This is a genomic window from Kitasatospora sp. NPDC007106, from assembly GCF_040634455.1.
GTDB classification, from domain to species: Bacteria; Actinomycetota; Actinomycetes; order Streptomycetales; family Streptomycetaceae; genus Kitasatospora; species Kitasatospora arboriphila.
In genome coordinates, this window is sequence record NZ_JBEYFP010000021.1 from 24,649 (window position 1) to 36,358 (window position 11,710).

Below are 11,710 nucleotides of genomic sequence, written 5' to 3' on the forward strand. Positions count from 1 at the left end.
GGGGTCATCCTTCGCAGATCAGGAAGTCGTGGCGGATGCCGAAGCCGACCAGGCTGCGGACGTCCGCCGCCGGGAGGTCGCTGCGCTCGCACAGTTGGGACCAGCTCAGCGGGGCTCCCGCGGTGAGCAGGCCGACGGTGCGGGCGAGTCGGCCGTCCAGTCTGAACCGCCGGTCCATGGTGGTGATCACCAGCCCGTCGCGGGCGTGTTCGACGGTGGGCGGGAACCGGCTGGCCCAGCGGATCCTGGCGTCGTCGCGGAGTTCGCCGGTGAGCGCGCCGGGCAGGGAGACGCCGTGCCGGCGCTCGGTGCGGCGGGCGAGGCGGCCGGCGAGCCGGGTCCGGTCGGCGGCGGGCAGGCCGGTGCCGGCGGTGCACAGTCGGCGGGCCTCGGCGGCGGCGTCGGCGAACGGCTCGTACCCGACCGTCAGGTGGACGGTCAGTTCGCCGGTGCCGGTGACCCGGTGGGCGGTGCCGCGGGGGACGGACAGGCAGGTGCCCGGTTCCAGCACGGTGTCGAGGTGGCCGGCGGCCAGGTCCGCGGCGCCTGCGCCGATCCGGGTGTCGACCTCCCAGCGCTTGCGGCCGGCGAGTTGGAGGATGAGCGCGTCGTGGTCGTCGGTGTGCACGTCGAAGGCGGACGCGGTGCCGGCGGTGATGTAGCAGTTCACCCAGGCCCGGGCGGTCAGCAGGTACTCGACGGCCTCGCGCAGCATCATGACGGTGCCGTCGAGGGCGTCGAGGTGGCTGACCACGAGGGTGGCGCCGCGGTCGACGGCGCTCTGCAGGTAGGCGGGGACGAGTTCGGTGTGCAGGACCTCGCCGTCGCCGACGCGGGAGCGCATCCAGCGGCTGCGGTCGATCTCGCGTCCGGATTCGACCAGGCGGAAGTTGGTGGCCAGGGCGCCGGGCCGGGCGAGCGCCGACCAGACGCCGCCGAGCAGTGCGGCGGCGGCGTCCCGGTGGCCGTCCGGGGCGTGCCGGGCGACGGTGCCGGTGAGCGGTTCGGGCCCGAGGCCGTCGAGGGCGGCCAGGACGTAGGCGTAGGGGTCGAAGCTGCTGTTCATGCGGTGACCACGGCTCCCCGGCGGTGGAGCTCGGCGGCGAGTTCGGTGCGCTGCGGGCCGGTGAGGCCGGCCGGCAGCAGGTCGGCGAGCTCGGCGGGGGTGAACGGCAGGGGGGAGCCGGTGGCCTGCTCCAGCGGGCCGAAGTCGAGGCGGTCCGCGAAGTGCAGGGTGCGGCCGCGGACGACGAGCACGGTGCCGTCGGCGGTGCCTGCGGCGGCGACGGCACCGGGCCTGGCCCAGCGCAGTGTCGCGTCCGGGTCGGGTGCGGCGGCGGGCAGGGCGGCCCGGTGCGGGGTGGAGAGGTAGCCGTTGGTGCGGCGCTTGAGCTGGGCGAGGTCGATCTCGTGGGCGACCCGTTCGGCGAAGTCCGGCTGCTCGGCGGCGGTGCGGACCAAACCGGTGATGGCCCGGCCGGTGGGTGCGGGCGGTTCGCCGGCCGCGGGCAGGGCCGCGCGCAGGAAGGCGTCGGCGGCGAGCGGTCGCGGGCGGGCCGGGTACGGCGTCAGGCCGACGAAGGCCGACGGGCCGAGGTTGCGGAAGACGTGGTAGGTGTCCTGCGGGATGCAGAGGAAGTCGCCGGGCTGCAGGAGGTGTCGCTCGGCGGTGGCCAGGTGCTCCTCGATGTCGAAGCAGATCCGCCCGAACGAGGGGCTGGGGGTGACGGCGCTGTCGTCGAAGCTTCCGTCCGGCCAGACCCACACCTCCTTGGGTGCCGGGCCGAGGTGCAGGATCAGCGAGGCCTCGGTGTCCTTGTGGATGCCGAAGGGCGTCCAGCCGGAGTCGGCGACGAAGGTGTAGACGTCGGCGCCGGAGGGGAGTTCGCGGGCTCCGTGGCCGAGCAGCTCGCGGACGAGTCCTTCGGCCCACTCCCCCAGCGGGAGGCTCCAGGCCGAGATGTCGTTCACCGCGATGCAGGCGTCGGGGCCGTCGGCGACGCGGGCCAGCCAGTCGCCCGCGGCCTCGTCCGGTCCGAGCGGCGAGGCCGTGAACCGCTTGGTGAGCCGGTAGTCGAAGGCGCCGGGCCGGAACGCACGGATCCGCAGGTCGCCCGGGGCTTCGCGGGTGGCCGTCCGGAGCGCGTCGGCGATCAGTCCGCGGACGTGTTCCGGATCCTGCACCACGCCGGAGAGGAATACCGTCCGCGTGAATCCCGGGGATTCCGCGGTCGCGAAGGAATTCCACTTCCGCATGTCAACGCTCATCGTCAGCACCCCCTGCTGCAAAGCCGCACGCGGCCGGCCGCGAAGCTGCGGCGACCGGCCCACGTGCAGAAATGAAGGCTCAGTGACCGACGTCCTGGCGCGGGCCGAAGTCCGCCTCGAACTCCTTGTCGTCCTCCTCGAGGATTTCCAGGACGAGGTTCTTCTCGTTCTCCATGTCACTTCCCTTCCACTTGTCGGCCGGTGTTTCCGGCCGGTGAGAAGAGAAAACCAGGCGGCGCCGGGGCGCTTCAAATTCCATCAGGTATCGCGATGAAAACGCCGCCCGGCCCGAGCGGGCCGGACGGCGGGAGGGGTGCAGGGCGGGTGGCGGGAGGGGGCACAGGGTGGGTGGCGGGAGAGGCACAGGGCGGGGGTGCAGGGCGGGTGGCGGCGGGTCAGATCCCCAGGGTGTGGGCGCGGGCGGCGGCCGAGGCGAGCACCCGGTGGACGTCGGCCTCGCGGGTGGTGGGGGCGTCGTTGAAGACGTCCGGCGAGCTGACGGGGATGCCCTTGGCGTGCAGCACCTCCATGACCTGGGTGCGGGCCCGGCGGACGGTCTGCGGGGTGCCGTAGCCGTGCGCGAGGACGGCGGCCTGGGCGCCGAGCAGGCAGACCCGGCCGCGGGAGTCCCACAGGGCGCCCTGCAGCCAGCCGTAGGCGGTGAGGTAGCGGGAGGTCAGCTGCAGGTGCCCGGCGACGGAGACGGGGACGGGCCGCGCCTGGCGGTGCGCGAGCCGGTCGAGGACGGTGCGGCGGGGCAGCGGCTGGTCGGCGTTCCACGGCTGGAGGACCCGGCCGAGCGGGCAGACGTACGGGACGGGGACGCGGGCGGAGGCCGGCAGCGAGGCGAGGTAGTCCTCGATCTCGGCGATCAGGGCGGAGCCGTCGGCGGTGACGGTCAGTGGGGGCGGCGGACCGACGATGAGGTTGGAGACGGGCATGACGCTGATCCTTTTGTCCGGTTTCATCCGGATTCATTGATAACCCGAAAGGCCCTCTGCGGCGCGCCAGGGCGCCGCCCCGCGCGCGTCGGCGCAGCCCGGCCGGGCACCGGCGCGAAGGCCCGTCCCGGGCGTCAGACCAGGTCGGCGAGGTCCTGACGGGAGGTGACGCCCAGCTTCGGGTACGCCTTGTAGAGGTGGTGGCCGACCGTCCGCGGGCTGAGGAAGAGCTGCGCGGCGATGTCGCGGTTGGTCAGCCCCTGCGCGGCGAGCCGGACGATCTGCAGCTCCTGCGGCGTCAGGGCGGCGAGCGGCCCGGCGGCCGGCGCGGCGGGCGCACCGACACCGGTGGCGGTGAGTTCGGTGCGGGCCCGCTCCGCCCAGGGCCGGGCGCCCAGCAGGTCGAACGCCTCCAGGGCGGCCCGCAGCTGCGGCCGGGCGTCGGTGCGGCGGCGGGCGCGGCGCAGCCACTCTCCGTAGAGCAGCGCGGTGCGGGCCTGCTCGAACGGCCGCTCGGCGGTGCGGTGCAGGTCGAGCGCGGCCAGGTAGGCGGATTCGGCGAGTTCCTCGGGCCCGAGCAGGGCCTGGCAGCGCAGCAGCAGGGCGCGGGCCCAGGGGCGGTCACAGGCCTCCACCCAGCGGGCGAACCGCCGGTACGGCTCCTCGGCCCGCTCGGGCCGGCCGAGCCGGACGGCGGCCTCGACCAGGTCGGGGACGGCCCGGGTGCCGGAGACGTGGTGGCGCTGGGGGCCGCCGGTGAGTTCGGCGAGCCGGTCCAGGGCCTCGGCGGCGCGGCCCTCGCCGAGGTCGAGCAGACCGAACGCCCACTGCGTCCAGGCGCGGCCCGCGGGGCGGGCCGGGCCGCCGCCCTCCAGCGCCTCGGCCACCCGGGCGGTGCACCGGCCGGCGTCGCCGGCGAGCGCGGCGAGCAGGGCCAGCAGCGCGGCGAGCTGGCTGGTCCACTGGTGCTGGCCGGTGTCGCGGGCGAGCGTGAGGCCCTCGTCGGCGGTGATCTCGGCGTCCCGGTGGCGGCCGTGGAAGAGCTGCGCCTCGGCGTGGAAGAACAACAGCGCGGGCAGGGCGCCGACGGCGCCCGCGCGGCGGGCCTCGTCGATGAGGTCGGCGGTGACGCGGTGGGTCTCCTCGTCCCGGCCGAGCACCAGGGTGATGCCGCTCAGCTGGGTGAAGTCGCGGACGACGTCGGCGCCGGCCCGGCGGGCCCGGTCGACGGCCACGGCGGCGTCGGGCGGGGCCTGGGCGGGGCGGCCGAGCAGCGGCAGGGTGCCGGCCAGCAGGTAGTCGGCGATCGGCGCCGCCGGGTCCTCGGGCGGCAGGTCGAGGGCGGCCAGGCGGTCGGCGAAGGCGGCGAGTTCGGCCTCGCCGAGGTACCAGGCGGCGTGGCAGGCCTGGAAGAGCATCCGGGCGGCGTGCGGGGCGGCGAGGTCGCCCGCCGCCGCGTCGAGGAGCAGCCGGAAGGCCGCGGGGTGGTCGCCGCGCAGGAAGGCGGCGGTGGCCCGCAGGTGGTCGATGAGGGCGAGCGCGAGGGGGTCGGCGGTGCGGCTGCGGGCGCGGACGGCGAGTTGTTCGGCACGGTCGGTCTCGCCGGCGTCGGCGGCGGCCTCGGCGGCGAGCACCAGGCGGCGGGTGCGGCCGTCGTGGTCGGCGGTGAGCCGGGCGGCGCGCTCGTACGCGGCGGCGGCGCCGGCGTGTCCTCCGCGGGCCTCGGCGCGGTGGGCGGCCTCCTCCAGGGCGTCGGCGAGGGCGGCGTCGGGGCCGGTGGCGGCGAGCGCGAGGTGCCAGGTGCGGCGGTCGCCGTCGAGGGCGCCGGCGAGGGCCCGGTGGACGGCGATCCGCTGGTCGAGCGGGGCGCGCTGGAGGACGGCGTTGCGCAGCAGCGGGTGGTGGAAGGCGATCCGGGTGTCGTCGGCCCGGACGAGGCCGTCCTGTTCGGCGGGCGGCAGGTCGGCGGGGCCGGCGCCGAGGGCGGCGGCCGCGGTGAGCACGGTGGCGGCGTCGCCGGTCTCCTCGGTGGCGGCGACCAGCAGCAGGGTCTGGGTGGCGGCGGGCAGCCGGGTGAGCCGTCCGTGGAAGGCGAGCCGCAGCCGGCCGGGCAGCGGCAGCGGGCCGCCCGCCGTGTCGGTGCCGAGGGCGGCGGGCAGTTCGGTGAGGGCGAGCGGGTTGCCGTGGGCCTCGGCGAGCACCCGGCGGCGGACGGCCGGGTCGAGGGCGGCGGGCAGCAGCCGTTCGGCGTCGGCGGGTCCGAGCGGGGCGGGCCGCAGTTCCGGCAGTCCGCCGGCGGGGAAGGCGCCCTCGCCGTCGCGGGCGGCGAACAGCAGCACGACGCCCTCCTCGCGGAGTCGCCGGGCGGCGACGAGCAGGGCCTCGGCGGAGGCGGAGTCGAGCCACTGGGCGTCGTCCACCAGGCACAGCAGCGGCTGTTCGGCGGCGAGTTCGGCGAGCAGGTGCTGGGCGGCGAGGCCGAGCAGCAGGCGGTCGCCGGGGCCGGTGTCGGCGAGCCCGAAGGCGCCCTGCAGGGCGCGGCGCAGCGGTCCGGGCAGGGCGTCCAGCCGGTCGAGGGCGGGGGCGAGGAGCAGGTGCAGTCCGGCGAAGGGGAGTTCGGCCTCGTACTCGATGCCGGCGGCGCGGACGATCCGGAAGTCCCCGGCGTCCCGGGCGGCGGCGTCGAGCAGGGCGGTCTTGCCGATGCCGGCCTCGCCGCGCAGCACGAGTGCGCCGCTGCGGCCGCCGCGTGCCGCGTCCAGCAGTGCCCGGACCTGTGCCTGCTCCCCCGCCCTGCCGTACAGCATGACCGTCACCCTACCCAGCCGATTCCGTTGCGGGGCACGGTACTTGCCTATGGCTGACGGATTCGCCGGGTACGGATCCCGCCTACCTTCGTGAGCAGCGGGAACGACCCGCGACGGATCGGGAGGACACCACCGTGAGCGACCTTCAGCAGATCGTGGAGCAGTACATCGCCGTCTGGAACGAGACCGACGGCGAGGCCCGCCGGGCCGTGATCGAGACCCTGTGGGCGGAGGACGGCAGCTACACCGACCCGCTGGTGGACGTGGCCGGGCGGGACGGGCTGGACGCGACGGTGGCGGCGGTGCAGGGGCAGTTCCCGGGGTTCGTGTTCACCCTGGGCCCGGTCGACGCGCACCACCACGTGGCCCGGTTCACCTGGGGTCTGGGGCCGGCGGGCGCGGAGCCGCTGGTGGAGGGCTTCGACGTGCTCGCCCTGGACGGCGCGGGCCGGATCGCCTCGGTGGCCGGGTTCCTGGACAGGGTCCCGGGCGCCTGAGGGCGGCTGCCGCCGCGGCCCGGTGCCCGGCGCGGTCGGACGCGTTCCGTTCCGCGCCGGGCATCGGGTTGGATGGGGGGATGAGCGAGGAGAAGAGCAGCGCACCGGCGTGGGAGCAGCGGTTCCGGGCGGCCCGGGTGTCGCTGCCGGACTGGGCGGACGACGCCCCGGAGCGGGCGCTGTACGTGTCGAACTCCACCGGCACCTACGAGGTGTACGCCTGGGACCGGGCCGCGGACGTGCACCGCCGGGTGACGGACCGCCCGAACGGCACCACGGACGCCGAGCTCAGTCCGGACGGCGCGTGGGTGTGGTGGTTCGACGACACCGACGGCGACGAGTTCGGGGTGTGGCGGCGCCAGCCGTTCACGGGCGGCCCGGACGAGGAGGCGGTGCCGGGTGTGCCCGCCGCGTACTCGGCCGGCCTGGCGCTGGGCCGGGACGGCACGGTGGTGGTCGGCACCTCGACGGACGACGAGGGCACCACGCTGTTCCTGCGCCGCCCCGGCGCCTCGGAGGTGGAGGAGGTGTACCGGCACGCCGAGTACGGCGGCATCGGCGACCTCTCGTACGACGGTTCGCTGCTGGCGGTCGACCACACCGAGCACGGTGACGCGATGCACTCGGCGATCCGGGTGCTGCGGCTGTCCGACGGCGCGGCGCTCGCCGAGCTGGACGAGGTGACCGGCCGCGAGGAGCCGCGCGGGGTGGCCTGCCTCGGCTTCGCGCCGGCGGACGGCGACACCCGGCTGCTGGTCGCGCACCAGCGGCGGGGCCGCTGGGAGCCGATGCTGTGGGACGTCGCCACCGGTTCGGAGACCGAGCTGGGCCTGCGCGACGAGCAGGGCCGGGAGTTCCCCGGCGACCTGTCGGCGCAGTGGCGGCCGGGCGCGCGGGCCCTGCTGATCGAGCACGAGTACGAGGCCCGCAGCGAGCTGTTCTCGTACGACCTGGCGAGCGGCCGGCTGACCCGGCTGGACACGCCGCGGGGCACGGTGGCGGGGGCGACGGCGCGGCCGGACGGCACGGTGGAGTTCCTGTGGTCCTCGGCGGCGGAGCCCTCGGCCGTCCGCTCGACGGCGGGCACGGTGGTGCTGCGGGCGCCGGGGCCGGTGCCGCCGGGGTCGGTGCCGGTGGAGGACGTCTGGGTGGAGGGCCCGGGCGGCCGGGTGCACGCGCTGGTGCAACGGCCGGCCGGCGAGGGCCCGTTCCCGACGGTGTTCGAGGTGCACGGCGGCCCGACCCACCACGACAGCGACTCCTTCGCGGCCGGGCCGGCGGCCTGGCTGGACCACGGCTTCGCCGTCGTCCGGGTCAACTACCGCGGCTCGACCGGCTACGGGCAGGCGTGGACGGACGCGCTGCGCGAGCGGGTCGGCCTGATCGAGCTGGAGGACATCGGCGCCGTCCGGGCGTGGGCGGTGGAGTCCGGGCTGGCGGACCCCGCCCGGCTGGTGCTGTCCGGCGGCTCCTGGGGCGGCTACCTGACCCTGCTGGGCCTGGGGGTGCAGCCGGACGACTGGACGCTGGGCCTGGCGGCCGTCCCGGTGGCGGACTACCTCACCGCGTACGACGACGAGATGGAGGCGCTGAAGTCGCTGGACCGCACGCTGTTCGGCGGCACCCCGGAGGAGGTGCCGGACCGCTGGCGGGCGTCCTCGCCGCTCACCTACGTGGAGCGGGTGAAGGCCCCGGTGTACATCAGCGCCGGGGTGAACGACCCGCGGTGCCCGATCCGGCAGATCGAGAACTACGTCGGCCGGCTGGACGAGCTGGGTAAGGTGCACGAGGTCTACCGCTACGACGCCGGGCACGGCTCGCTGGTGGTGGAGGAACGCATCCGGCAGCTGAGGCTGGAGATCGACTTCGCGCGGCGCCACCTCGACGGCCCCGCGCTCGGGGGAGACGGCAGATGAGCAGACGCACCGCCCTGGCCACCGCCGCGGCCCTGACCGTCCTGCTGACGGCGACCGCGTGCTCGGACGAGAGCGACGACCCCTGCGACTACGACGCGGCGGGCCGGCCGTCGCTGTCGGTGGACGCGTTCACGGTCGCCGGGACCGCCCCGGACGACACCGCCGCGGACGGGACCGCGGCGGGCGGTGCGCTCGGCGGCGACCTGTCCGCGCAGCTGCTGGCCAAGACGGGGCGCAGCGCGAAGAAGTCGAAGAGCAGCCGCACGGTGCACCACCACCACAGCAGCACCACCTCGGGGTCGACCTCCGGGTCGAGCGGCGACGGCTCCTGCGGTTCCTCGCCGAGCCCGTCGCCGAGCGGGTCGTGGTCCTTCCCGAGCGCCTCACCGGGGACGGCCGCCGGGGGCGTGCTGCCCTCGCCGCGCTCGCCGCTGCCGACGGCGAAGACCCCGCTGCCGACGAAGCGCTGACCGCCCGGGCCGCCGGGGCCGGGCTCAGACGAGCCCGAGGGCCCGGTCCTGGGCGGCCTCGGCCTCGCGGCGCACGAGGCGGAACCACATGAAGACCACGAAGCCGGCGAAGACGAACCACTCCAGCGTGTAGCCGAGGTTCTGGAAGGCGCGCAGGGTGAGGCCGTTGCCGCCCTGCGGCTCGACGGTGGGCACCGCGGTCAGCGGGCCGGTCGCCCCGTCCGCGGCGACCCAGCCGTCGTAGACGGGGTACGGCAGCACGTTGATCAGGGTGGCCGGGCTGATGGTGCCGAGCTGCCCGGCGGGCAGTCCGCCCGCGACGGCGCCGCCGCTGCCGCTGTTCTCCGGTGCCTGGAGCCGTCCGGCGACGGTGACCTCGCCGGCGGGGGCCGCCGGGACGGCGGGGCCGCTGCCCGGGTCGCCGGGCGCCCAGCCGCGGACGACCGCGGCGGCCCGCCCGTCGGCGGTGCGCAGCGGGGTGAGCACGTAGTAGCCCTGCCGTCCGTCGAGGGTACGGCCGGGCACCAGGAGCTGGTGGGCGGTGTCGTAGCTGCCGGTGACGGTGACCGCCCGGCCGACGGTGTCGGTGTTGACCTGCGGGCTGCCCGCGGTGAGCACCTCGCCGAGCGGGGCGGCGGACGCCTGGGCCGCGGCGGCCGCGGCGGTGTTCCGGTGGGTGTCGACCCGCGCCTCGAAGCGGCCGAGCTGCCAGGTGCCGAGCAGCAGGCAGACCACGATGGCGACCACGCCGACGGCGGTGGCGGCGATCCACCGCGGAGTCAGGAGAAACCGGTACACACCCACCACGGTAACCACCTCCTACGGCCGCCCCTGCCTCCGGGGTGCCCGCCGCGCCGCCCGCCCGCCCGGCGAGGTCCGCACCCGGCGGGGTCCGGGCGGGAGGGCCGGGGCGTGGCCTCGACGGTCACGGGTGCGCCAGGAGGTGCCCCCACGCGCCCCCGGACCCGTCAGCCGGGCGTCGTGAGGACGGTTACCGGCTCGGGCCCGGGGTGGCGACGGCCGTGGGGGACTCGGCCGGGACGGCCTCGGGGGCGGTGCGGTAGACGGTGCCGCCGCAGCTCCCGGTGATCACGGTGCTGGCCGCCGTGGGGTCGCCGCCGGCCGGGGTGTGGGCGACGGTGACGCTCGGCGGGTCCGCGGTGGGCGTCGGGCTGGGGCTGGGCTCCGCGGTGGCGGCCGCGGGCGCGCCCGGGCCGCTGCTGGCCGCTGCGGTGGCCGGGGCCTCGGGGGCGGCGGCACCGACCCGCGGGGCGCTGCTCGGGCAGGTGCCCTCGGGCACCCAGCCGAACCGCACCCGGTACCCCTCGCCGGGGCCGAGCACGATCGGCAGGGCGACGGCGGCGGGCGCGGGCAGGGCGGTGGCGGCGTCGCCCGCGATGTGGTCGACGACCTTGATCCGGGTCTGGTCGGCGGGGCCGCCGGCGGTGGCGGCGACGATGCCGGGTCCGGTCACCCCGCAGCTGCGCGCCGAGGTGTTGCGGACGGTGAAGTAGCCGTAGGTGCTGCCCGCGCTGTCGACCGGCTCCAGGTGGGCGGTGGCGCGGCCGAGATCGGTGCGCAGGCAGGCGGGGACGGCGGCGGGCGCGCTCGCGGCGGTGCTGCCGGGGTCGGTGGCGGCGGTGCTGCCGCTCGCGGCGGCGGACGGGGTGGGCCGGCCGTCCGGCTGGGCGGGGAGCGGGGCGGTGCGCGGTCCGCCGGTGGAGCCGCGGGTGGCGCGCGGGGTGCGGTCGGCGCCGTGCGCGTCGGTGCTGCCGGCGGTGGTGCCGCCGGAGAGGTCGAAGGGCCGGACGGCATGCAGGGCGGGGACGACGGCCGCGGCGAGCAGGGTGGCGGCGACCGCGCCCGTCCAGGCGTTGCGGCGGCGGGCGCGGCGGCGGGGCACGGCGTGCCGGATCCGGCCGAGGGCGGCCGGGTCGGGTTCGACGGTGGCCACGGCCCGGTGGAGGAGGGTCCGCAGCTCGTGCTCGGCGCGGGCGGCGCCGGGCTGATCGTCAGTCATGGCTGCCCTCCATCAGGATGCGCAGGGCGGCCAGTCCGCGGGAGCCGTACGCCTTCACCGAGCCGACGGAGACGCCGAGCACTTCGGCGACCTGGGCCTCCGTCAGGTCCGCGTAGTAGCGCAGCACGAGCACCTCCCGCTGACGGCGCTGCAGTCCCCGCAGCGCGGTCCTCAGCTGATCGCGCTCCAGCGCATCGTAGGCCCCTTCTTCTGCACTGGCCATGTCAGGCATGGGCTTGGGGAGCAGGCGCAGGCCGAGGATCCGCCGGCGCAGGGTGGAGCGGGACAGGTTGACGACGGTCTGCCGCAGGTAGGCGAGGGTCTTCTCCGGTTCGCGCACCCGCCGCCGGGCTGCGTGGACCCGGATGAACGCCTCCTGGACGACGTCCTCGCACGAGGAGAGGTCGTCGAGCAGCAGCGCGGCGAGGCGCAGCAAGGACCGGTAGTGGGCCTGGTACGTCTCGGTGAGCTGGTCGACGCTGGCCCCTGTCGCGTCCGCCGCCGCGGCCGAGCCCATCCGACTAGCTGCCGACCGGCGCACCGGCAGCGACACCGCCGGCACCGCTTCGATCACGTTCGACACGCCTGTTGGACACTCGATCCCCCGTCATGGTTGCCCGGACGGCCTGCCATTCTTCCGTACCGACCGGAGCCCGCTCCAGCGGGACAACGGGTGATTCTGACGGATTGTCTCGGAAGGATCGGGAGAAACCGTGACGGTCGTCCCGATCGCGGGCCGCCGTCCGGCCGCGCGCAGGCGGGCGGGCCGGGGCACCTGGGTGCCCCGGCCC

At 76.4% G+C, this 11,710-nt stretch carries 10 protein-coding genes; 3 read left to right on the forward strand and 7 right to left on the reverse strand.

What is annotated here, in order from left to right:
• Window positions 1-4: 4 nt before the first annotated feature.
• The 4 genes from ABZ641_RS04605 to ABZ641_RS04620 all read right to left on the reverse strand — a co-directional run bounded on the left by ABZ641_RS04605 (window position 5) and on the right by ABZ641_RS04620 (window position 6,016).
• Window positions 5-1,066 (reverse strand): cupin domain-containing protein, encoded by a 1,062-nt coding sequence (locus tag ABZ641_RS04605; RefSeq protein WP_344622862.1) that lies wholly within the window; start codon window positions 1,064-1,066, stop codon window positions 5-7.
• Window positions 1,063-2,187 (reverse strand): hypothetical protein, encoded by a 1,125-nt coding sequence (locus ABZ641_RS04610; protein ID WP_359979142.1) that lies wholly within the window; start codon window positions 2,185-2,187, stop codon window positions 1,063-1,065. The genes ABZ641_RS04605 and ABZ641_RS04610 overlap by 4 nt, the downstream gene beginning before the upstream one ends.
• Window positions 2,188-2,663: 476 nt before the next feature.
• Window positions 2,664-3,209 carry a hypothetical protein gene (locus ABZ641_RS04615; RefSeq protein ID WP_359979145.1) on the reverse strand — a complete coding sequence of 182 codons (546 nt, stop codon included), beginning with the start codon at window positions 3,207-3,209 and terminating at the stop codon, window positions 2,664-2,666.
• A gap of 134 nt (window positions 3,210-3,343) precedes the next feature.
• Window positions 3,344-6,016, reverse strand: coding sequence for an AAA family ATPase (locus ABZ641_RS04620; protein ID WP_359979147.1), 2,673 nt, complete (start codon window positions 6,014-6,016; stop codon window positions 3,344-3,346).
• A 134-nt stretch (window positions 6,017-6,150) separates the two neighbouring features.
• Here ABZ641_RS04620 and ABZ641_RS04625 point away from each other — a divergent pair, with 134 nt between their 5' ends.
• The 3 genes from ABZ641_RS04625 (at window position 6,151) to ABZ641_RS04635 (ending at window position 8,899) form a co-directional block, all read left to right on the forward strand.
• Window positions 6,151-6,513 (forward strand): nuclear transport factor 2 family protein, encoded by a 363-nt coding sequence (locus tag ABZ641_RS04625; protein ID WP_344622866.1) that lies wholly within the window; start codon window positions 6,151-6,153, stop codon window positions 6,511-6,513.
• A gap of 80 nt (window positions 6,514-6,593) precedes the next feature.
• The gene (locus tag ABZ641_RS04630; RefSeq protein ID WP_359979149.1) at window positions 6,594-8,429 is read left to right on the forward strand and encodes a prolyl oligopeptidase family serine peptidase; all 1,836 of its coding nucleotides are present in this window, start codon (window positions 6,594-6,596) and stop codon (window positions 8,427-8,429) included.
• Window positions 8,426-8,899: a hypothetical protein gene (locus ABZ641_RS04635; protein WP_344622868.1), complete on the forward strand. Its 474-nt coding sequence runs from the start codon at window positions 8,426-8,428 to the stop codon at window positions 8,897-8,899. Before ABZ641_RS04630 ends, ABZ641_RS04635 begins: the two co-directional genes overlap by 4 nt.
• A gap of 24 nt (window positions 8,900-8,923) precedes the next feature.
• On the opposite strand, the gene ABZ641_RS04640 is transcribed toward ABZ641_RS04635, so the two are convergent.
• From ABZ641_RS04640 to ABZ641_RS04650, 3 genes are all read right to left on the reverse strand, one after another.
• Complete coding sequence (locus tag ABZ641_RS04640; RefSeq protein ID WP_344622869.1) at window positions 8,924-9,697, reverse strand: SURF1 family protein; 774 nt, start codon at window positions 9,695-9,697, stop codon at window positions 8,924-8,926.
• 193 nt (window positions 9,698-9,890) lie between these two features.
• Window positions 9,891-10,919 carry a hypothetical protein gene (locus tag ABZ641_RS04645; RefSeq protein ID WP_359979152.1) on the reverse strand — a complete coding sequence of 343 codons (1,029 nt, stop codon included), beginning with the start codon at window positions 10,917-10,919 and terminating at the stop codon, window positions 9,891-9,893.
• Entirely contained in the window at window positions 10,912-11,436 is a 525-nt protein-coding gene (locus ABZ641_RS04650; RefSeq protein ID WP_344622880.1) for a SigE family RNA polymerase sigma factor, read from the reverse strand. Before ABZ641_RS04650 ends, ABZ641_RS04645 begins: the two co-directional genes overlap by 8 nt.
• Between the last annotated feature and the right edge of the window lie 274 nt (window positions 11,437-11,710).